Source organism: Paenibacillus sp. FSL P4-0184 (assembly GCF_038004625.1).
Lineage (GTDB): Bacteria > Bacillota > Bacilli > Paenibacillales > Paenibacillaceae > Paenibacillus_AQ.
On the sequence record NZ_JBBORN010000001.1, the window covers coordinates 333,008 to 356,556 of the forward strand.

The 23,549-nt window shown below is 43.2% G+C and carries 18 protein-coding genes; 1 reads left to right on the plus strand and 17 read right to left on the minus strand.

Annotated elements, in window-relative coordinates; all coding sequences use genetic code 11:
- The 11 genes from MKY52_RS01365 to alaS form a co-directional block, all read right to left on the minus strand.
- On the minus strand, positions 1-1,308 hold the full coding sequence (locus tag MKY52_RS01365) for an ABC transporter substrate-binding protein (protein WP_341049393.1): 1,308 nt from the start codon (positions 1,306-1,308) through the stop codon (positions 1-3).
- Between the two features lie 22 nt (positions 1,309-1,330).
- Positions 1,331-3,211: a cache domain-containing sensor histidine kinase gene (locus MKY52_RS01370; RefSeq protein WP_341049395.1), complete on the minus strand. Its 1,881-nt coding sequence runs from the start codon at positions 3,209-3,211 to the stop codon at positions 1,331-1,333.
- Between the two features lie 164 nt (positions 3,212-3,375).
- On the minus strand, positions 3,376-5,553 hold the full coding sequence (locus MKY52_RS01375; protein WP_341049397.1) for a methyl-accepting chemotaxis protein: 2,178 nt from the start codon (positions 5,551-5,553) through the stop codon (positions 3,376-3,378).
- Between the two features lie 316 nt (positions 5,554-5,869).
- Positions 5,870-7,213, minus strand: a complete 1,344-nt coding sequence (locus MKY52_RS01380) for a peptidase U32 family protein (RefSeq protein ID WP_341049399.1) — start codon at positions 7,211-7,213, stop codon at positions 5,870-5,872.
- A gap of 97 nt (positions 7,214-7,310) precedes the next feature.
- Positions 7,311-8,243, minus strand: coding sequence for a peptidase U32 family protein (locus MKY52_RS01385; RefSeq protein WP_341049401.1), 933 nt, complete (start codon positions 8,241-8,243; stop codon positions 7,311-7,313).
- Between the two features lie 56 nt (positions 8,244-8,299).
- Entirely contained in the window at positions 8,300-9,349 is a 1,050-nt protein-coding gene (gene mltG, locus MKY52_RS01390; protein WP_341049403.1) for an endolytic transglycosylase MltG, read from the minus strand.
- Positions 9,350-9,525: 176 nt separating this feature from the next.
- Positions 9,526-9,834, minus strand: a complete 309-nt coding sequence (locus MKY52_RS01395; RefSeq protein WP_076300046.1) for a DUF1292 domain-containing protein — start codon at positions 9,832-9,834, stop codon at positions 9,526-9,528.
- Positions 9,827-10,135, minus strand: coding sequence for a DUF1292 domain-containing protein (locus MKY52_RS01400; protein WP_038569507.1), 309 nt, complete (start codon positions 10,133-10,135; stop codon positions 9,827-9,829). Before MKY52_RS01400 ends, MKY52_RS01395 begins: the two co-directional genes overlap by 8 nt.
- Before the next feature lie 13 nt (positions 10,136-10,148).
- A complete protein-coding gene (gene ruvX, locus MKY52_RS01405) occupies positions 10,149-10,565 on the minus strand; it encodes a Holliday junction resolvase RuvX (RefSeq protein ID WP_042193474.1) in 417 nt (138 codons plus the stop codon).
- Positions 10,565-10,840 carry an IreB family regulatory phosphoprotein gene (locus MKY52_RS01410; RefSeq protein WP_042125473.1) on the minus strand — a complete coding sequence of 92 codons (276 nt, stop codon included), beginning with the start codon at positions 10,838-10,840 and terminating at the stop codon, positions 10,565-10,567. The genes ruvX and MKY52_RS01410 overlap by 1 nt, the downstream gene beginning before the upstream one ends.
- Positions 10,841-11,156: 316 nt before the next feature.
- The gene (alaS, locus tag MKY52_RS01415) at positions 11,157-13,790 is read right to left on the minus strand and encodes an alanine--tRNA ligase (RefSeq protein ID WP_341049405.1); all 2,634 of its coding nucleotides are present in this window, start codon (positions 13,788-13,790) and stop codon (positions 11,157-11,159) included.
- Between the two features lie 566 nt (positions 13,791-14,356).
- Here alaS and MKY52_RS01420 point away from each other — a divergent pair.
- Positions 14,357-15,202, plus strand: coding sequence for a CPBP family intramembrane glutamic endopeptidase (locus MKY52_RS01420; RefSeq protein ID WP_341049407.1), 846 nt, complete (start codon positions 14,357-14,359; stop codon positions 15,200-15,202).
- 210 nt (positions 15,203-15,412) lie between these two features.
- Here the strand turns inward: MKY52_RS01420 and MKY52_RS01425 are convergent, their stop codons facing one another.
- The 6 genes from MKY52_RS01425 to MKY52_RS01450 form a co-directional block, all read right to left on the minus strand.
- On the minus strand, positions 15,413-16,798 hold the full coding sequence (locus MKY52_RS01425; protein WP_076284273.1) for an MATE family efflux transporter: 1,386 nt from the start codon (positions 16,796-16,798) through the stop codon (positions 15,413-15,415).
- A 1,441-nt stretch (positions 16,799-18,239) separates the two neighbouring features.
- Complete coding sequence (locus MKY52_RS01430) at positions 18,240-19,157, minus strand: DUF5692 family protein (RefSeq protein WP_042186069.1); 918 nt, start codon at positions 19,155-19,157, stop codon at positions 18,240-18,242.
- A 378-nt stretch (positions 19,158-19,535) separates the two neighbouring features.
- On the minus strand, positions 19,536-20,798 hold the full coding sequence (locus tag MKY52_RS01435; RefSeq protein WP_341049409.1) for an FAD-dependent oxidoreductase: 1,263 nt from the start codon (positions 20,796-20,798) through the stop codon (positions 19,536-19,538).
- Positions 20,799-20,801: 3 nt separating this feature from the next.
- Positions 20,802-21,839: a helix-turn-helix domain-containing protein gene (locus MKY52_RS01440; protein WP_341049410.1), complete on the minus strand. Its 1,038-nt coding sequence runs from the start codon at positions 21,837-21,839 to the stop codon at positions 20,802-20,804.
- A gap of 131 nt (positions 21,840-21,970) precedes the next feature.
- A complete protein-coding gene (locus MKY52_RS01445; RefSeq protein WP_262495799.1) occupies positions 21,971-22,738 on the minus strand; it encodes a metallophosphoesterase family protein in 768 nt (255 codons plus the stop codon).
- A gap of 149 nt (positions 22,739-22,887) precedes the next feature.
- Positions 22,888-23,409 carry a MarR family winged helix-turn-helix transcriptional regulator gene (locus tag MKY52_RS01450; protein WP_052404196.1) on the minus strand — a complete coding sequence of 174 codons (522 nt, stop codon included), beginning with the start codon at positions 23,407-23,409 and terminating at the stop codon, positions 22,888-22,890.
- Positions 23,410-23,549: the final 140 nt, after the last annotated feature.

Genomic DNA, 23,549 nt, shown 5'->3' on the forward strand with positions numbered 1-23,549 from the left:
TTAAGGCTGAGAAGTTACCTGTGTAGCAAACCGCGCTTCCGTCCATTTTGCATTTAATTCGTCAAAAGACTTTTGTAAATCAGGCGCAGCAAGTAACTCTTGAATATAATCTCCGGACCAAAAGGACAGCTTAGCTCCATTTGCCAGATCGATGAACGCATCACTTTGTACCGTGCCATAAACCAGCTTAGGTTCATAAGATAAAAATTCACGGTACTGCGGCATAAAAGGGTTCAGACTACCATCAGCAGGAAGGAATCCCCAATCATCTGAATACGAAGTCTCTTTTACAAAAAAATTCAACCAAGCCATAGCAAGCTCTTTATTCTTACTGTATTTGCTAACACCCACGAACCAGTCTGGATTGATCGGCGCATAGTGAGTACTGCTATTATCATAAGGAAATGGGAAGAATCCGATATCATCTGGTGAAGCCCCCACATCAAGCACTTGACCAACCGCCCAATTTCCAAGTAAATACATGCCAGCTTGACCTTTAGCGAGTCTAGTCTTAGAGATCTCCCAATTGTTCGAGAAAAGTTCATTCTCTACATAACCTTTAGCAATTAAGGTTCGAGCAATGGAAATGGATTTCCCCCACTCATTATCTAGCTGCCATGGACTATCCTCATTTACCATATTATTTAGATACTCAGGGTTGCCTGTCATATAATTGACCAGACTATTTCCCCATTCACGCAGTGGCCAGACGGCTCCATAATTCATATACAGCGGGATAATTCCAGCCTCTTTTAATTTAGCGCAAGCTTCGTAGAATTGATCCAGTGTCTGTGGAACCGCGGTAATTCCTGCTTTTTCGAAGGACCTTTTATTATAGACAATCCCTACCGTGGTAGTTCCCGTAGATAGCCCATATCGCTTACCATCATAAGTAGCAAAAGAAGTGAAGCGCTCACTAGCCGAAGTTTCTTCATCCAACGGTTCGAAAAAATAATCCAGTTCCTTTGATGGAAGATTCACAGGAAGCAAAAGTACATCTCCGGCGTCCTTGGTGGACAGTCTTACCAGAATGTCCGTTGCGTAATTGGATAAACCTTCAAATTCAACATTCGCTTCGGGGTACTTTTGCTTAAATTGGTCTGCGTACCCTTGAAAGGTTCCGTTCTCAATCAGATCTATTCGATTGGTCATCATGACTATGGTGCCGGATAAGTCAGACTTCACCTCGTTTCCAACTGGAGGCACTGTAGATTCCAACTGCTTGGTGTTGTTCTCACAGCCACTAATCGTTAACAAAAAGAGAAGCAGCAGTATGGTACGCGTAGTCCAGTGTAATCTCATCCCCATCAACGGACAGCCTCCTCTTATTTCAGTCAGATAATCTAATCATTTCCGGTTCCAGCAACGGTAGCGACAAAATAACATCCGTCCCTTGTCCAAGCTCACTATATACCTCAATTCCAAAAGCCGCTCCATAATGAAGGCGCACTCGCTGCTGTATATTTTTCATACCAATGCCCCCATTGATACTTTTCTTAGGAGGACTTTCTTTCTGCAGCCCATCGTTCAATCTCTCCAAAGTGATCTTATCCATTCCACAGCCATCGTCCTTAATATGAAAGAACAGCATTTGCTCAGTCATCTCACAACGGATACTTAAATGCATTTGTGGTTTATTATCATCCAAGCCATGGTAAGCAGCATTCTCTATGATCGGCTGGAAGACCAGCTTGATAATAGAGTAATTATCTAGCTCCTTCGGTACGTCGATCTCGAGTACGAAACGATTAGGGTAGCGACAGTTCAGCAGCTCAACATAATTGCGTACATATCCAAGCTCTTGCTTCATTGTCGTTTTGCCGCTCAAATCACTTGTACTATACCGTAGCAGTTTACCTAAAATTGAGATCATGTCCGCAGCTTCAATATCATCATTGAGCTCAGCGGTCATTCGGATCGACTCCAGCGTATTATAGATAAAATGAGGATTAATCTGACTCTGCAGAGCGTGAAGTTCCGCTTCCTTCTTCTGTTCTTCAATTCGGTAGATATCCTGAATCAACTGCCTGATCCGAGCCAGCATTCGATTAAACTGATGCCCGAGCAGACCAATCTCGTCACGCCGTCTAACCCTAAACATCACATCTAGATCGCCGCCCTGAACCTTTTTCATCAGTTGAATCATCTGCGATAGTGATTTAGTGAGTGCAAAGGAAAGGATAATGGAGATAATTAACGCAAGTACAATGATACTTAATGTAGCAGCGAGCGTTGTATTACGGGTTACCTTCACATCCCGCATTAGCACATCTACAGGAATTGAAATAATGGCCTTCCAATTGGTCTTGCTAGAGCTTGAGTAAATATTTAGAAAATCTTTTCCGTTGACTGTATCATAGAAACTCCCGGATTTCCCATCGACCCTTTTGAATAGCTCTGAATCAGATACATCCGTGGCAAGAAGTTTTTTGCCACTGTCGTACACAACCATCCCCATCTCATCAACGATCAGAGATTTGCCATGCGTTACTTTATCCAGCTCCGTAACCCGATTCTCCAAATTGCTAATATTCGCTTCAACCGCGATCAGCCCAATCGGATTTAACAAACCATCCACGATTTTGCGAACAACGGTAAAAGCATATCGAGTGCTCTGCAAATTACTCGTAAATGATTGGGTACCAAACAAAAGGGCCTCTCCGCTGGAATCCTTCGTCTGCTGACTCCAGTACTTATAGCTTTGATCGAGGTCGAGCCGTACTCCACCATCCTTGGCAGAATAATAACCATTCCCATGCGCGTCAAAAATATAAACCGTGTTCGCGCCTCGCTTAATATTGTTAATAAATGAAATGTTGCCTTCTATGCCCCGCTGAATGGACAACAGTAAATCAAAATCTCCGGGTAACAATGTAGCACTGCCTGATTCGCCACCCATGATCTCTTTCTGCTCATGATAGTGGTTCGAACGAATTAAATTTTGTTTAATATCGTTCACATAGGCTGGCATAGATGAAATACGCTTCATATCTTCGATATAATCATCTACTCCATCCATCATTTGATCGATTAACTTCTCAGAATAAGCAATGGTGTTGCCCTGAATAGATTCTGAATAACTCTTATAAGTAAACACACTAATGAAGGTAAGCGGAAGGGTAATAATTATTAAAAAGACGAGGAGCAGCTTGCGTTCCATACTCATGTCCCCGATAACGGACCACCAGCCAAAGATGCGTTTACCTTTCATACGGTCCTTCTCCTTAACCCTTTTTTACCTAACTTGTTATTATTATTTACCTAACAAAATTATTATACGGGGAAGTCCTTCTTTACACAATAACAAAACCGCTCCCTCATAACGAAGAAGCGGTTTTGTTATGTAAATCATAAAAAAATTAGTTAGGGACCCACTTATTTTATCGTGAATAATGACAGTTTGTCCTTTAACTGTCCTGAAGCACTTTCCAGCTTACCTGACAATGAAACGAGTTGATCACTTACACTTTGCTGTTCATTACTGAGTGAAGCCACTTCTTCAGAAGTCGCTGATGATTGCTCAGCTACAGCACTTACGTTACCCATGGCTTCCGACAACACAACCTGTGAATGATTCAAGCTACTGATCGCTGTTGTCACCGATTCCAGACTAGTAATGAACTCATCCATCTGTCCTTTTACGGATACAAAGATATCGCTCGTGCCCTTCACTGCGCTTATTTGCTCTTTAAAGAGAGGTGCCACTTCAGATAATACAGCTTCCGTTTCGTTCATTTCCGTTATGATCTTGTCGGTGATTCCGGCTACAAGAGCAATAGACTGCTTCGATTGGTCGGCAAGCTGTCTTACCTCACCTGCTACCACCATAAAGCCCTTGCCAGCTTCACCTGCACGTGCGGCTTCTATCGTCGCATTCAATGATAAAATATTCGTCTGCTGTGTGATACTCTTCATCACATCCAGCACCTTAATCACTGAGAATACTGTTTCTTTCAAATTGTTAACACGTTCTACAAGCGCACCTGTCTTTTCCCCAGTACGGCTAGTTTGATCCAGTAAATCCGTTAATTGCTTGGCACCTTGAGCACTAGCTTCTCCAACCCCGCGTGCTGCCTCATCCATCTCACTATTGGCACTAATCACGGTCTGCATTTGCGTAGCTATCACATCTGTAAGCTCATTACCACGTTCAGCTTCAAGTGCCAGACTGCCTGCTCCTCCAGCAATTTCTTCCGTAGCGGCTGCGATTTCCTTCGCGGAAATAGCTGTCTTACGCGAAGCTTCTCCAAGCTCACCAGCGGTCTCTAGCACATCTCGTGCAGTTTCTCTAGTTTGCGATACAAGCTCAGTAATACGCTCCATCATCAAGTTAAAGGAGGCTGATAGTTGTCCAATCTCATCCTTAGACACATATTCTGTACGTACACTTAAATCTCCGCTTGCACCTTGAACCATAAGATCCTTCAATCGTGCCAGAGGGCGAGCAATCATACGAACCATCCAAATCCCAATAAATATCGCAAGCAATGCCGCACCGGCAGCCGTAATGAACGTCGTCAACAGAATCGGACGGGCTTCCTTCACTAGTTCTTCTGTAGGAACTACACCTGCGAGCTTCCAATCTGCCCGCATCATCGGATTAAAGACCGCCAGAATTTCTTTTCCGTTTGGATCTTTAGCTTCTAGGCTATTATTATTTTTCTTACTCTCTTTGATAAAAGAAAACTCCGATGACTTTCCATCATCTAGCGGATTAGAAGAAGCCACTACTGTACCTTGCGGAGACACAAGTTGAATACGGGAGCCGTCTCCCAGCTTCACACTTGCGAAAGATTCTTCCAGCAGTGTATTCTTCAACACAAGCATAATCATGTATCCTTTATCTGCTCCCAGACTTTTAAGAGATCTTACCAAAGCAATATCTTTTTCTTCCGCTCCTTGAAGAGAGGTTGAAAACCAAATATTTTTAGAGTCGTTATTGTTAGCGTCTGAATAATAAGAATTATATTCTTTAGAATCGGCCACAATTTTCTTGAACCATTCTTGTTCTCGTAATCCATCAAAATAAATGCCACCACTGCCAGATGTAACAATTTCCTGTTCAAGTGACTCGGGAATCAATGCGACACTGAGAATATTAGAATCTGTTGTAGTCTGATTGGACAATTTCTTACTTATTGAGCTTGTTGCTTCAAATTTCTCGTAAGCAGTTTGTGCAGTAGCCATTGATCTAAGATCCGTTTGCAACTGCACATCAAAAAAGAGCTGCAATACCGTATTCTCATATTGCTTCAAGGTAATATCCAGCTTCTCAGCAGTCTGAACAATAGTCTGGCGGTAGGCTTCGGATACGTTATTCTTTATCGTTGTTTTTGCCTTCGAATAAGATATAAGTCCAAGTGACATAACTACGATTACAGTGGAACATAAGAATATTAGAAATAACTTCACACCGACGGATTGGATAGGATTAACTCTCTTGATTTGGCTTCCCCAACCCAACATCATTTTCTTAGCATCTAACTTTAATGTCTTTCCTGTACCTACTTCATTGCTCTGTACATTTACGGATTTTTTATTGTTCTTCTTCATCTCTCTAACCTTCCCTCTTTATGCTTTTCACTAATACTATCTTGATCAGGATCCCCATCATGATCATCTACCCGCTAATATTAGAGGACATATGAAAGCGCTAACCATATTATATATCGGTTTATTAGGCCTTTTTTCTTAGCTTTACTATACTTTTTTTATAACTTTTAACCTATGTATTCTGAAACAAAAAAACTCCCTTCGTTCTACCCTCCTTTTGGATTTATTTGTTAGTTACTAATATATATATCTTATTGTTAGCTTTGTCAAAAGAAAAACAGGGATGCTCTTATAGAAAGAACATCCCTGTATCTTATTAAGATTTTCTCTTACGCATCATATCAAAGTATGCTACCGGCTGATCTACCTTCATGCGGACACGTTGCAGAGGATGACGAGCTGCGTCAAGCGGGTTGCCTGCTTCATCCCACAATTCCGCTACAGTCTGCTTAAAGAATGTATCATTGGGTCCGAAGAATTCAACTTCCTGCCCTGGCTTGAAGTGATTGCGTTGCTGAATGAGCGCCATTCCACTCTCAGCATCGTATTCTAGTACAAGTCCGGCAAAGTCATAAGGAGCGGCTTTTTCTTCAGGCTCATAGATATGATCTTCATGATCCGGAGTATCATAGAAGAACCCTGTGTTAAGCGGACGATTCGCCGCTTTATTCAGCTCATCCAGCCACTCTTGCTTCAACTCGTACCCTTCCGGATCAGCCATGTAAGCATCAATAGCTTTACGATAAGCGTTAACTACAGTAGCTACATAGTGAATCGACTTCATTCGTCCCTCGATCTTGAAGCTGTCAATGCCTACTTCAATGAGTTCAGGGATACTTTCCAGCATGCACAAATCCTTAGATCCCATGGAGAATGGATTATCTCCTTGCTGATGCAGTGGAATCTGAGTTACACCCGGAAGCAAAGGTGACGGAGATTGTACTTCTGCTTCTGCTTCAGCTTGATCTTCTTCTGACACCCAAGTGCCTTCAGGACGCGCATCCTCGAACAAATCATATTTCCAACGGCATGACTGACAGCAGCCTCCACGATTGGAGTCACGGTCTGTAAAGTGATTGGATAATACACATCGACCGGAGTATGAAGAGCACATCGCACCATGGATAAAGCTCTCGATTTCAATGTCAACATGCTTCTTAATCTCAGCGATCTCTTCCAGGCTCGTCTCACGTCCGAGTACTACACGTGGCAAACCCTCTTCTTTCCAGAAGGATACCGCTTGCCAGTTCAGTGTAGACTGCTGAGTACTCAAATGCACCTCTAATCCAGGAACTAAACGGCGTGCTGTATCTACAATGACCGGATCAGCAACGATAATAGCCGCAATGCCAACTTCATATAAGTTACGCAGATATTCTTCAATCCCTGCGACATCTTCATTGTGAGCATAAATGTTCGTTGCAACAAATACCTTAGCGCCGTATTTCTTGGCGAATTCAACACCTTCACGCATTTCCTCAAAGCTGAAATTGTCTGCTCCTGAACGCAAACCGTATTTCTGCCCTCCGATATAAACAGCATCCGCACCATAGTGTACTGCGAATTTTAATTTCTCCAAATTACCGGCCGGAGCTAGGAGCTCCGGTTTGTCCAGACGGTAACGTTTGCCCTTGTATTGCGGCTTTGTCATGGTTCCCATTCCTGTTCTCCCCTCCATCGCCCCACAAAGTGATGTCTATGCATGCTTACTGCACCTAGTCTTTGCGGGGAACTAAAAAACTCTCATTAAATTAAACTTAATATACTTGCTCTTTATAGAAAAATCCGAAGCTTAGCTCCCGTTCTGGATCCTGCAGCGTTCTGATAGCTTCCATCCAATCCTCTTGGAAAGAATATGCTTCTGGATCAGCTACATAGAGATCAATAGCTTTGCGATAAGTCTTAACAACCGCCACATTATACGCTGTTGATTTCAACAATCCTTCAATCTTAAAACTCTGTACGCCTGCAGCCATAAGGATATGAAGATCCTCCAAAATACAAATATCTTCCGAACTCATAATATGTGTACCGTTCTCGTCTTCATAGATTGGGAACTTTTGGTCATCTCGTTCTGCCTCGATCAAAAATAGACCACGTTCCTTACCAAGACTGCCGCCCTCGCTTGGACGTCCTTGATGCGACATATAGCTTTCTACAAGCTTACGCTTGGAATGGTATATATTAGTCATGCCGTGAACCTGAACCTGTGCCTCTACCTCTAAAAGCGGAACCATTTCCGTCATTTCATCCATATTCAGCTCACGGGCAAGAACGACGCGAGAAGCACCTTTACGCCCCCAATAATTCGCGGTTGCGTAATTGGTAGAGGTCATTTCCGCATTCCAATGCAGATTCATGCCCGGTGCTTCCTTCTTCACTGTGGTTAACACAGCAGGATCACCGAACTCAACACCGTCAACACCAAGTTCACCTATAGCCTTCACATAGGCAGGGAGCTCTTCGAGAAGAAGGTTGGACATGAGTCCACCTAGTCCAGCATATACTTTGCAGCCACGCGCATGTGCCATTTCTACAACAGCAGCTGTATCCTCCAGAGAGAAATGTCCGGCAAGACGCATGCCAAAACGGTCATCCCCGATGAGCAATGCATCTGCTCCGGCATCCAGCAAAGCAGCAGCTTCTTCTAAGGATGCTGCTGTCGCCAGCAATTCCGGTTTGTTAATCATGTTGTACCTCCTACTTGTACAGTTATTTCAACCGCACCACTCTTCATTTTAATATTTTATTTCGATTCTCGCTTACTTTTTTCGATATTGGCTAAATGTTCCTTGTAGGTCTTAGCAAACAAATGGCCCTGTGTACCATCTTTCTTAGTCACATAGAAGTAGTATTCAGATGCCTCAGGTTCAAGTGCCGCCTGAATGGAGGCCAGCCCCGGATTACTAATAGGTCCCGGAGGAAGCCCAATATTTTTATACGTATTATAAGGACTGTCAACTTCCAAATCTTTATATAACAGTCTTTCCTTCTGTTTGTCGAGCAAATATTGAACCGTAGCATCAATCTCCAGCTTCTGCTCTTTCTTTAAGCGGTTATAAATCACGCCAGCAACTAGTGGTCGTTCACTATCTACCACAACCTCACGCTCGACTAACGAGGCCACTGTCAACAGCTCATGAAGTGTCATTCCACGTGCTTCTAGCTTTTGCTTCCAATTCGGAATCGTGTCCAGTTTCTTCTGGAACTGATCCAATAATGCCTCTACAACTTCCTGCGGCGTACTATCCTTGGCTAGTTCATACGTTTCAGGGAACAAATACCCTTCAAGCCGATGACGAAGGTTCTTATTCTGTGGGATACCTAGAACATCAATTCCCTTCAAGCCCGCACCGGTATCCATTATTTCGAGAAAAATAGCAGCATCCTGATTCCAAGCCTCAGCAAGCTTCTTGGCAATCTGCTCAGCAGTATATCCTTCCGGAATCGTAAAAGTTACGGTCTCTTCCTTAACAACATCACCCGCATTTAACCTCTCGATGAGCTCGTCATAGGTGTCTCCTGGATTAGCAACATAAGTACCAGCTTTGAAGCTGGAACCTTCTTTGGTCCATTTCAAATATCCCTTAAAAAAAAGACTGTTCCTAATAATGCCATTTTGTTCGAGCAGATCAGCAATTTCCGCGCTGCCCATGCCCTTCTCTATCGTAAGTGTTACGGCAGGTCCTGCAGGTTCTACCGGCTGCATCCCGTTCCAAATGTACCAAGCGCCTCCGCCTCCTGCTGCTACCAGCAAAAGAATAACAATAAGCACAGTACGGATTGCGGATTTCAAGTCAGGTTCCTCACTTTCCGACTATAAAGTATAAAAGTGTACTACTTAAAATTCAATACATATTTCATGATCATGATTGTTGTATTAATTATATTGATCGTATTCCAAGCAAAAAGAGCGCGGAATTCTCCGCCCTCTTCCGTACTCATCATAAATGTAACGTACATGTTTAAAGTTTATTCTGCATCGTCCACTGGAAAAGTCATCTCATCATATAGCTCAGAGATGTCTTCCCACTCTTCATCGTCCACGATGTTCTCTAGTTCCGGAAGTCCGTTAGGAGAGACAACGATACGCAGAATTTCATATTCCACGTCTTTACCGGTGCCTTTCAGCACCGCATAGCCAATACCACCGACTTCAAATTCGGCGATAATATCGTAAATGGAAGACTTGCCCTGCTCATCTTCCAGTTCTACTGTTTCTCCATAGGCTTCCTTAAGCCGCGAAGTCCATACCGCTTGATCAGCGGATACATCAGTCATTCTCAGATCCTCCGTCCAACTCGTCAACCAGTGTGTTGAAAGTCTCTTCGACAATCGCCCACTCCTCGTCATTATCGATCATGAACAATTGAAGATCGTCGCCTTCTTCCACATAACGGAACGCATAAACCTCATCGGTTTCCTCGTCCTCGGAATCAAGCGGAACCACCATCATGTACTTAGCGTCCGAGCCATCAACCTCAAACTTCATAATGACCTCGAATTCCTCTTCATTACCTTCCTCATCAGGGATATAGATAATTTCCGGTTCTTCCTCTTGGCCAATCTGTTCGTTTGTCATATCCTCGCACCCCTCACCTTTTACTGTTAGCATCCAAAAAATTTTGCAAAATCAGGGCTGCAGCCATTTTGTCCACAATCCCTTTGCGTTTCTTCCGGCTGACGTCCCCTTCAATCAGCACCCGCTCTGCGGATACCGTCGTCAGACGCTCATCCCAAAGGTGTACGGGCATTGCAAATTGCTCCCGTAGCTTGTCAGCGAACTCTATACAGATTTCGCCCCGGGGTCCTACTGAGCCGTTCATATTCTTCGGTAGACCAACTACAATCTCTCCAATTTCGTGCTCCGTAACAAGTTCACGAATACGTTCGAACTCATTACCAGTACCGCGGCGCTCAATCGTTTCAAGAGCTTGTGCCGTCCATCCAAAAACATCGCTTGTGGCTACACCGATTCTACGGTCGCCGTAATCCAATCCTAACTTCTTCATCATCTGGGATTATCCACCTTGTGATTGACGAGGTAGAATCTAACCAGCTCTTCAATCAGCTCATCACGTTCTTTTCTCCGGACCAAACTTCTCGCATTGTTATGACGCGGAATGTAAGCTGGGTCTCCGGAAAGTAGATACCCTACGATCTGATTGATCGGATGATACTCTTTCTCCACCAGTGCATCGTATACAGCGAGCAATATTTCCTGGGGAGAAGCTTCCTTTTCGTCGCCCTTCACATTGAATTTGACCGTTTTGTCCATGGAGTCCATTTGTGACACCTTCCTTCTGCAAAATCACCCTAAAAGGGCGGCTTCGCAAAGTTGCTACTGTGCAGCTCACTTGCTTCCTTTATCATAACATATTCATAGCCCAACGAGGAAATCCTGCGCGTGGAATAACGCTTTTTTTGGCATTTCCTCTACAAAAATAATGATATTTTTGGCTTTTAAGCTATTGTCAAGCACAACTATTCATGAAAATCTAACCACCTGTTAATAAAGAGTAGCGGTACTGATGTCAAACTCTCAGTACCGCTATGTTTTTTCATAATACGTTTAAATTAAGAAATAGTTTCGTAATTTTTATTTATGCTAGGGAAGCCACTAATTCTTCTGCTTTAGCCAGTGCCTCGCCAAGCTTGGAGGCATCTTTACCACCAGCTTGTGCCATATCTGGACGTCCGCCACCGCCGCCACCGCATACTGCTGCGACTTCTTTAACGATCTTACCAGCGTGGAAGCCCTTCTTCACCAAATCCTGTGGTACAGCTACAACAAAGTTCACCTTATCGTCCATGGCTGCACCCAGAACAAGTACAGCATCCGGGAGCTTGGATTTCAATTCATCTGCAGTAGAACGCAGAGCGTCCATATTTCCCGCTTGAACAGCAACAGCAAGAAGCTGTGTACCTGCACCAACCGTCTTCACACTGCTTGTTAGTTCAGCGGCAAATGTTGCGCTCAGCTTAGATTGCAAGGATTCATTCTCACGCGAAAGCTCACGCACTTGGTTATGCAATGCTTCAATCCGTTTTGGAACGTCGTTCAGAGAAGACTTCAGTAGACCCGCAGATTGCTTGAGCAGATCCAGTTGGCTCTCAGTGAACTGATAAGCGTAACGTCCAGTCACTGCTTCGATACGGCGCACTCCGGAACCAATACCACTTTCGCTAAGCAGCTTAAAAATTCCAATTTGTGACGTGTTGGATACATGGCATCCACCACAAAGCTCAAGGCTGTAATCGCCGACTTGAACGACACGGACAATATTGCCATATTTTTCACCAAATAATGCCATGGCGCCCATAGCCTTAGCTTCTTCAATTGGCTTGTTCTCAATGACTACATCAAGGCCACGCCAAATTTGTGCATTCACACGATGCTCGATGTCGCTTAGTTCTTCCGGTGTAATCGCTCCGAAGTGGGAGAAGTCAAACCGTAAACGTGCACCTTCTACTAGAGATCCTGCTTGGTTGACATGACCGCCAAGAACCTCTTTGAGCGCTTTATGCAGTAGATGAGTAGCTGTATGGTTCTTCACGATATCTTCACGCTGTGCACGATCCACTTCAGCGCGAACCGATTCGCCTACTTTCAGTTCTCCAGCTTCCACAGTTACCAAATGTACATGTTGACCATGTGGAGCCTTGAACAATCCTTTAACCTTAGCTGTAACTGAACCGCCAGTAAGCAGACCTGTGTCACTCACTTGTCCGCCACTTTCAGCGTAGAACGGTGTTGCCTCGAGAATTACTTGGCACTCTACGCCTTCGCCAGCGGTATCGACCAATTCATCACCCACAACAATAGCCATGATTTTCGACTCTGTTACCGAGTCATTATATCCAACAAATTCACTTTTAACCGTCAGATCCGCTAATGCACCACCTTGGATCTTCATGCTGCCACCGTCATGACGTGCAGCTCTTGCACGATCACGCTGTTCTTGCATAGCGACATCGAAGCCTTCACGGTCTACAGTTAATCCTTGCTCTGCTGCGAAATCTTCAGTCAGGTCAAATGGGAATCCGTAAGTGTCATATAGCTTAAATGCATCAGCTCCAGCAATCGTGCTGTGCCCATCTGCTTTTGCTTTAGCGCTGATCTCACCCAAGATAGCCAATCCATCAGACAATGTCTCATGGAAACGTTCTTCTTCTGTACGGATAATCTTGGCGATATATTCCCGATTCTCGACAACGGATGGATAATATACACCCATAATCTCACCAACGGTTTCGGTCAACTCATGCAGGAACGGACGATCCAGACCCAGGGTCTTTCCGTAACGAACAGCACGGCGTAGCAAACGGCGGATAATATAACCACGACCTTCATTAGAAGGAAGTACTCCATCCCCTACGGCAAAAGTAACGGTACGCACATGGTCAGCGATAACTTTAAGCGCGATATCCTGCTCAACATTATCTTTATAAGTTACACCAGCAAGCTCAGCTGTTTTTTGAATAATCGGTTGGAACAAATCGGTATCGAAGTTGGAATCTACATCTTGAAGAATGGATGCAAAACGCTCCAGTCCAGCACCGGTATCAATGTTCTTGTTCGGAAGCGGCGTATAGCTGCCATCCTTGTTATGGTTGAATTGTGAGAACACAAGGTTCCATACTTCAAGCCAACGTTCGTTTTCTCCACCTGGATACATTTCTGGATCACTCATGTCGCTGCCGTAAGCTTCGCCGCGGTCATAAAAGATTTCCGAACAAGGACCACAAGGGCCTTCGCCGATATCCCAGAAGTTCTCATCACCCAGCTTAATGATGCGTTCTGCTGGCAAGCCCACTTTTTCATTCCACAGCTTGAATGCCTCTTCATCCTCAGCATACACAGTGACGGAGATACGTTCTGGATCGAAGCCGATCCACTCCTTGCCAGTCAAGAATTCCCAAGCCCATGTGATAGCTTCTTCTTTGAAATAATCGCCGATAGAGAAGTTACCTAACATTTCGAAGAATGTATGGTGACGGCGTGTCTTCCCTACATTCTCGATATCATTGGTACGAATACATTTCTGCGAGTTCGTCAGGCGCGGATTCTCAGGAATCTCACGGCCATCGAAGTATGCTTTCAGCGGTGCCATACCTGCGTTGATCCACAATAGCGAAGGATCGTTATGCGGTACGAGAGATGCACTAGGTTCAATCTTGTGACCTTTACTTTCAAAAAACTTAAGCCATTTGGAACGAATTTCACTTGCTTTCATTGTTTACAGCTCCCGTCTCATCTTTTTAATTCGGCTCATGCGCCAGATTGTACAAATTTTCTAAAAAATAAAAACAAAAAAACGCCCCTGAATAATTCAGGGACGATTAATATCGCGGTACCACCCTGGTTATCGCCTTGACCCAATTTACGGGAAAGTTAAAGGGCGATCGCCTTGTCGCGGCTGATAACGGGTGCCCCCGGTGAGTTTGTGATCTCACACTCCGAAATTAGCTTTCCACCGGCCTGTCTTCAAGGTTCTCACAGCCATTACGAAATGCTTTCGTAAAGGAACCTGTTCTCTGATCAAGCCATCCTCCGGCGTACTTCATTTTCATCAACGTTTTATCCGATTTACATTTTAACATTTCAAGTATAGCCAGTGCCCCTTCATCTGTCAATCTGAGGAGGATTTAAGGATAACGTGAGAATATATGATTTTTGTAATGGTGAACTCGGGCACTTAAAGAATATAGTAAATCTCAGATAGTATTTGGAAAATTATGTATTATAAATAATGCTCTAGAATACGCAATGCTCGGGTAAACCTAAGGAGGATTACAAATCATGCTGCGCAATAAAGTAACTGAGGAGCTATCGATTGTTAAAGTTAAGCCTACATCAATACGCTTTATCGTCAGTCTCATTTTTATTCATATTCTCTTCACTCTAACGGTTAACCTTGTCCTTTTTGCAAATGGAACTTTAAGCGTTATTGCCAAAAGCACAAACGGATGGATCAACGAAACGTTAGCTGCAAATCTGTTCGGTCTTATGTTAGAAGTGGTTATTTTCTTATGTATAATAGCTAAATTATCACCTAAGGATTTGGGGTTAACAAAAAATAAGTTATTAGCAGGACTTTTCGGTACTTTATTATTTTGGCTCGCTATAAACATTGTTGATTTAGGTATGACATTACTAACTCACACAAGTTTAACATTCAATAATGATATCTTTACGAATTCGAACGTCGTCTTTGGTGAATTCCTGGGTCAGATTTTCGGAAATGCTTTACTGGAAGAAGTTTTGTTTCGGGGCTTTCTGCTAGTTCAAATCTATCTCTTATTAAAAAAAGTCAATAACAATACTTCACGCATTGGTTATGCAATGCTTATCTCACAATCTATCTTTGCCGCTATACATATCCCAAATCGGATCTATTCAGGATTAGTCGGAATGGATTTTGTTTATGATTTTATCGTACTAGTAATTCTAGGGGTCATATTCTCATTACTCTATGTCTTAACCAAGAATCTATTTTTCGTGATTGGCGTCCATTCCTTAATGAATGTTCAGATTATGTTTTGGAATAGTAGTTTTACTCATACAGCAACGTTAATCTGTGTGTTATTACTGACTTGTCTTTTAATTTGTTTCAAAAGGAAGGAATTCCGAGCAGTGCCAAGCTGAATAAATGGGATCGGAGAATTCTCTAGAATCGCGACTGACCCAATTGTAAACATAATCAGCTAAAGCAAGCAGTCGATAACCAAAACGGAGGGCAGCAATTCTCTAGTAAATATGAGAACCGCTGCCCTGTGCTGTATTTTTACGTTTTTAATATAAAAGAGCAACGTTTCCGTCTGCTGGCTTAGGTAGTACGTATCCTTAACAACAATTCTAAATCAGCTTGTGTGCAAACCACTTTTCGCCCCTGAAGCGCCAAAGAAAAATGCCCCCGCGAACGGCCCACTCGCAGTTCATCGCCAGCCAGACACCCATGACGCCGTAGCCCAGTACGATCCCAAGGATGTATCCAAAAATCACCCGAAACAGCCACATCGTCAGCATTGAGGTAATTGAGGTGAAGCGGGAATCTCCCGCTGCCCGCAGTGCGGACGGCAAAATAAAGCTGACGGCCCATAGCGGAACTTGGGCAATGGAATTCACCAGCAGCACCACAAACAGATCATCAATGATCTCGGAAGGTGGGGAAAAGATCGATACCAGCGGGTGGAATAGCGGCATCAGAATCAAGGCGATCAACGCCAAAGAGCCGGACCCGATCCAGAGAAAGGACTTGATAAACTTTCTGGCTTCAGAGACATTCCCCCGCCCGATACATTGGCCAACCACCGTTACAATAGTTAGCGACAGCGCGCTGGCTGGAATTTGAAACACCAGAGCCAGCGAGCCGGCAATGGCATTGGTCGCAATGGCATAAGTGCCTAGGCTGACAATAAACACCTGAGTGAGCAGCTTCCCCCCGTTGAAGAACATCTGCTCTGCCGCGAACGGCACGCCGATGAACATGATTCTCCGCAGCATGGTCAGAGGGATTCGGAATAGGTCACGAAAACGCACCCGCAGGGCCGTATCCACCTTGAACAGATACACCAGGGCACAAACCATACCTGCATACCGCGCGATATTAATCGCAAGCGTCATCCCCAGCACACCCATGTGCAACAGGTTAATGAAGACCACGTTCAGGATAACATACAGCAGGTTCATGATGAGCGACAGCATCAAAGAAGCGCGTGTCTTGCCCACACCTCGCAGAGCTCCGCATACCGCCTGAACCACCGCGATGCCCAGATATGAAATACTGCTGCCGATCAGGTAGATGCGGGCATTGTCCAGCACTTCGGGTGAGGCGGTTCCGAACAAAAGGTTCAATATAGGGGTATGTAAGCCCATCAGGAGCAGACCGATTCCCAAAGCGATCAGCGATACCGAGGCGACCGAAGCCGCCGTAGCCTGGGACACCATCCGGTCGTTTCCGCTCCCTTTATACTGCGCGACTACCACTGTCCCCCCGGTTGCAACCGCCACGAACACATTGATCAGAAAAATATTCAGCGAATCCACCATATTCACTGCACTGACCGCCGCCATCCCGGACGAGCTGATCATTGCGGTATTTACCAGATTAAGTCCAATAATGAAGGCCTGGTCAATCAGAATTGGAATAAACAAAGCTATAATTTGCCGATAATCCATCCCCTCCCCAGAAAGATATTTCTCCAGCAATCTTTTCTTCTGAAGACTCGCGCGTAGCTGCATAACATATCACATTCTTTTCTGTAAAATGGAAAAAACTCTTCATCCGAAGAGCTTTTCAACAAATTATACCCATTATACCGTGGGCACTTTACATTCAGTTTACTATAGATACACTTTTAAGTCTTTAATCAGGAGTCAAAAAACAGCAACTGTCCTTCACATATTTGGAGAACATAAACTTCATCAGAATTATGCAGCTTCAGAACATAGAATCAATCGTTCATCAAAAGTATTGGTAAAAGTCTTTAAGCGGATTGCGTTATGCTTGATGATTATGATCGATCTTTGCATTTACGCAAGAAAAACGCCTGACGGCTTCCTTGGAAGTAGAGTAGAGTTACAAGCTGAGTACATCCGTAATTCCATAATCGTATCTATATACACCTTCGTAGTGAGTTTCCGAGAGACGGACCATATTGCACTTATTCCCTAATAATAAACCTATTCCCGGGTGACTTGGGGCGGATAACGGCGCTGGCTCGTTTACGTTACCATCAGCACATTGTATTCGGTTTTTCGCATACATTTGGCTCGCTTACGTTACCGTCGGCACATTGTATTCGGTTTTTCGCATACATTTGGCTCGCTTACGTTACCGTCGGCACATTGTATTCGGTTTTCCGCATACATTTGGCTCGCTTACGTTACCGTCGGCACATTGTATTCGGTTTTTCGCATACATTTGGCTCGCTTACGTTACCATCGGCACATTGTATTCGGTTTTCCGCATACATTTGGCTCGCTTATGTTACCGTCGGCACATTGTATTCGGTTTTTCACATACATTTGGCTCATTTACGTTACTGGCGGCACATTGTATTCGGTTTTTCGCATACATTTGGCTCGCTTACTTTACCATCAACACATTGTATTCGGTTTTTCGCATACATTTGGTTCGTTTACGTTACTGGCGGCACATTGTATTCGATTTTTCGCATACATTTGGCTCGCTTATGTTACCGTCTGCACATTGTAATCGTTTTTCCCATACATTTGGTTCGTTTACGTTACTGGCGGCACATTGTATTCGATTTTTCGCATACATTTGGCTCGCTTACGTTGCCGTCAGCACATTGTATTCGGTTTTTCACATACATTCGGCTCGCTTACGTTACCGTCGGCACATTGTATTTGGTTTTTCGCATACATTTGGCTCGCTTACGTTACCGTCGGCACATTGTGTTCAGTTTTTCGCATACATTTGTCCGTGAGCTCGACTAAAACATGCATTTCGAAGGATATAAGGTCCACTCGGTCCGTTATACATCCCAAAGAGGCGTGTGCTTAATTAAAAACAGGGCTCCCCATGGCCACCAGTTGAATATAGGCCATCCTATAAATTCGTTTCACATTTCTCAGCAATCTCGAAATTTTATAAATTCTATTCCATAAAAAAAACCGCGCTAGGCGCGGATTCTTAAAGAAACTATTAAGCCTTCTATTATTTTGCACTCTCGGCAATCGTCTTATAAGCCGCTAAATCTGTATACACTTCCACTTTAAGCGGATTGCGTTTATGTTTGGTAATTTTATAAAAGTGATAGACAAACACTGCAATATTAGCTGCTAAAGATAATGCACTCACAACCCAAAGTGCCGTTTCGCTGTGAGAAGATTGTACGGAGAACTTTGAATCCCCAACAAACGCCGGGAACGACATCGTAAACATCATCCAAATCGCCAAGGTTTGTGCACGATGCTGTAGCCATGCTCCTTTTTTGAAGAAGAATGCTGGAATTGTACAAGAGATCAGGAGAGCTGCACCTGCATAGAAGGAATGGTCAGAAACTGCGTTATATACATAGGCAAAGTTCCAAATGTCATAAGCAATGATCCAGAACCACAGCTGGTCCGGCCACAACATATCCTTACTCTTGTCTTTACTAATAACAATACCCATCCAACCAGAAATCGTAATAATGTTCAGAATACCTGCGATCCCGTTCATAATGTTCCAAGGACCACCTACCATCATTACGCCATCCACCATGCCTTGCAAGCTGTACACTTGGAAATCACGGATAACTGCTTCAAGAATGTTAACTGCAAGGATAATCGCCGGGAACATTAATATATATTTATTTTTGTCCCATCCTTTAACATAACGGATAGCCATAAACCCTATACATCCTGCCAAGGCAGAATATACTTTTACCCAGTGAAACCATGTTCCAGTACTGGAGCCTTCGCCTGCCGTATTCGGCCAGACCGCTATGGTAAGAACAATAGGGACAACGATAAACAGAATAATTGAGAACCACTTGCTTCTTCGAGCTATTTCGTTGAAAATCATTAATCCTGCAAGTACCACTAACCACATTAGAGCAGAGTACCAAGGAATCGATTCGAATAAAAACATAATGTATTCCTCCTTCATATTTTGTATATAAGCTATGTCTTGAGTCCAATATATCCCATCCTCCTTCGAACGATCAAACCGCTCAAAACGTTGATTTATCAAGGTTTTCATAGTCTCATTTCGAGTTGAGTTTACACATGAATAGGACTGGAATTCATCCAAGGTCCTACCCCAAGTAAGGGAATCTATTAGAAACTATGTCTACAGAACTACAGACTGTAAACCTAACTCGAACGTAAAATATCCCCCACAAAGTGGAGTTTTGCTTTAATGCTTACTCAGGTACTTTGCAGGAGGCCCAAAATATATACTTGATGCAATATAAAAAAACCTTGCCGACAAATTTCTTTGTGGACAAGGCTTACTACTCACGCATTTTTAAAAAAATCTTTCAACTAAGTATTTCGAATATACGATACAGTTCTCCAATGTAGGAAAATTCATGATTTCTCCAGCATAATAGATCTTATCTCTTCCCTGCATCTGATCAAGCCGTTCATAGAAGCCTTCACGGATCGCATTAGAATCCACATGAGGGAACTGCTTCCAGCGCTTCATCATATACAGACGGATATTCTCGCCACCAAGCTCGCGAAGTTTATTTTCTACCTTTTCCCTCATCTCGAGATCTGTCATCTCATCATTCTCCGCTACATAAACCGTAACTAGATCCGTTGTTCCTATATCTGCCCACCTGTAATACCATGCCATCATATGTCCCTTGCGTTCAGGATTCATATTGCAGGGGATATACCCAGAAAGCTCCGGCAACCCCTTCACTCTGTAGGCATATACCCGAAACCGTTCGTAGATTATACACTCAAATAATGCTCTGTCTACCGAAGATAAGTGAATCATATCGCCCAGATGCTCTAAGGAAGCAGTATAAATAACCTTGTCAAAATAAAAGATATCCTGGTTTGTTTCCACCCGAACTTGACCATTTTCCTCTTGCTCCATATGTAGCACTTCACAAGTCAGACGCAGATCCTCTACTTGATCGGCCATTCTTCTAATGAGTTCAGTGACTCCCTTAGGCCAGGTTATCATGTGAGTGATCTCAATAAAGGATAATAAATTATCATAAGTAAGAAATTTCAATACGTAGGCGGCCGGCACATCCTGAATACTCCCAAAACCAAAAGTATTGAAGTAATGCATATACACCTGCCCAATTACAGATAGCTCATTCTCCGTACACCAATCTGAAAAGGGCTGACATAGATCTGCCGGTAAGTGTAGAAAACCCGGTTCTTGTAGTGACTTATAACGTTTCAAAATTTCCGGCAACCGTTTGAATTCTTGGGTAAACATCTGAATTTGGTCCATAGGAATCTGAGTAGTTTTTCGCCCATTTGTATCAAAAAATCCCCGTTCCAAGAGTGGCCCCTTATCCATAAGATCAAACTCCCTCATGAGTTCAATCGTATGTTTATAAGTTGGCAAGCCGATTAGGGTTCCCATTTCATAGGTTTTCCCTTTATATTCAATCGAATGACACTTGCCACCTACTCGGTCTGACTTCTCAAGGAGAGTGATATGGTTATATCCTTTTTTCGCGAGCTGGTAAGCAGCTGTAACCCCAGAAATCCCTGCACCGATGATCCCTATTCTGTCTTCATACTTTATATTAGTCATCATCCGTTATCTCCTTGTAAATAACCATAATGGCAAGGTCTCACGCTGACCTGCATACTCAAGTGCGACATCCGATGGTATTTTACCTTGATTAGGTCCGTCTGTGATCACCCTGCTGAAGTTATAGATCCTCAAATATTCGTGTAAGCGCTTTTCTAAAGTCTCAAAGGAATCAATCGTATCATCCAACCAAGCCTGCTGATAGAACTCTTTCGTCAACACCGCTGCAAATTGCTGTAAGGGTTGAAATACTTCTGTCTGATCTGCAGTAATAGCCACTTGATTTATGTTGTTCTTATGTAAAAAATCGCTGTATTTATGTTTACCTCTATCCCAGTTCGTAGTAAATTCACGACTCTTGTTCGTAACCAGATTATTAATTTGGAATTCTAAGGTCTTCATTAATGGGATGACCTTCAAATCCATAAAATCGATAAAATGAATGGCGGACTTCCGATTATATAGCTTAACTAAGCCTAATCTGGAATAGGCATCGTAGACCACGTATTGATACACCTTTCCTACCCTTGGGAACACTCCCATATAGCTAATACTCTGTTGGCACATATACCCGGGATGAGCATTTTCCGGATTTTTCATCCTATAGTCCAGAGGTTTGGGTTTCACTTTACACCCTCTGCTGTTAGCCGCTTGCGCGCCGTCCCGCTTCTTTGCTTTAACTTCTTTGGCGTAAGCCTCCCGTTCTATTCTCTTACTAAGTCCATTTCGACGCAGCACATTATAAATACCTGACTCCCCTATGTTCACACCCTCATCCTGCAGTTCGTAAAAGATTCGCTTGGGTCCATCTTCAGGGAATTTGGCAACGTATTGTAAGATCAATCTTTCCGTTCGCTTATCCACTTTATTAGGCATTACCGGCTTTCGTTCCTTCTCTGCCAGTCCATCCATCCCCTGCTCTTGATAAGCTTTACACCACTGATAATAGATCGTCCGGGATATGCCAAACTCCTTGCAGGTTTCGCTCACATTGTTGCTGATAGTCCCTTGCATGAGGATATGATATTTGTTGTTTGCATTCATCTATTACACCCCCTATTCTCTTTATTTTATACATAGTTGGCGTTAAATACAGTGCTATTCTACATTTTCATGAACAAGCATAAACGCCTTCAGCGTTATACTTTCTAATATTTTAAAAAAAGAGAGACAGCTCAAGGCTTCTCCCCATTCCGAACAAAATGTGTGATGTATGCCCCTCCGGAAATCTCTAAGCAGTTCAGACGTTGACCATAGGCACATCCACCATCCACACCAATCTTATCGCCCAGCGGACTAAACCAGATGTCTTCCGAATCATGTAGATCCATCGTCGAGGTATGACCGAAAATAACCGTTTTGTCAGTGCTAACTACAGGATTCGTATAAAATGGCTCTCTGATCCAGATAAAATCATATGGATCCTGCTGCTTCCAATCCTCTATTAATGGATTAATGCCCGCGTGGACAAAGATATGGTCTTCCGTCTCATGATAAAGTGGCAATGAACTTAGAAAGTCCAAATGATGTTTGTATTTCTGTCTAATTTCTTCTTTCAGCAGCATATAATCATGCCAGCCAAAATCCGCTTTAAAAAAGTCAGAATCCGCCTCACAATAGCTCATCAATGTATACAAACCACCGTTGTTTAGCCAATGCGTATCCAGTTTATCATCCTCGCTGGTGAGCGCGTCATAGGCCATTTTATCATGATTGCCTTTTAGAACAGTAACGCCCCATTCCCGCTTTAAGGCCATAACTTGATCCACAATTCCTTTACTATTGAGACCTCTATCCACATAATCCCCCATCAGAATGAGCTTGTCCTCGGATGGCCGATAGTTTATTTTTTTTAATAATGCGTTGAATTCGGAATAGCTTCCGTGAATGTCGCTAATCGCTAATATTCTGATTGTAATTCCTCCTTGCTCTGGATGCTGCAAGCTAAAACGCCTTCGGCGTCCTTTAAAGGACGGTGAGCGTTTATGCGAGAATTATAAGGATAAAGTATATCGTGAAACTTATACTTTCTTATAATTAAAAAAAGACGTTCCGGGCAGAGGCACCGAAATATCTTTTTTTGTAATGGTCGCTATACGGAATCCATAACGAGCGGATCTTCATCGGATTGAGTAAAAAGCTGGCGGCTTCTGACTTCATGCACCGCTTCTTGAAAACGATCACACAGAAAAATCAACTGGTCGATTTCTTTCTTACCCACCTTTTCCGTAACTTCACTTAAAATACCTGAAAAAGTAGCCATCTGGGAATCATAAATCTGCTCCCCTTTATTCGTCAGACCAATATATACAACCCGCCGATCGGTATCGGACGTTGTTCGCACCACGTAACCCTTCTCCTCCAAACTGTTAACCATTTGTGTCGCAGTAGGCCTGCTAATTTGGAGCAAGTCGCTTAATCTAGAAATCATGACTCCCTGCTGCTCTTCGACTTCGTCTGAAAGCTTCTTTCGCTTCATCAAATTGTTTATGACATACATCATCATAAATTCTCTATACGAAATCACTTCCTTTGAGGACGGACGAGAGGTCAAACGTTTAATATTTTCAAAGGCTATAATTAGCTTTTGCTCTTGACTATTTTGAGTATCCATAGGGCACCTCCAATTTAACTCAATCTAATTAGATTACTTACCTATTTCCAAAAAATCAAGTCCAAATCACATTCTGTTTCCATAAAAATTAAATAATTAAACAGTTGTGCTAAATGATGAATTTGTGTATTATACATAAA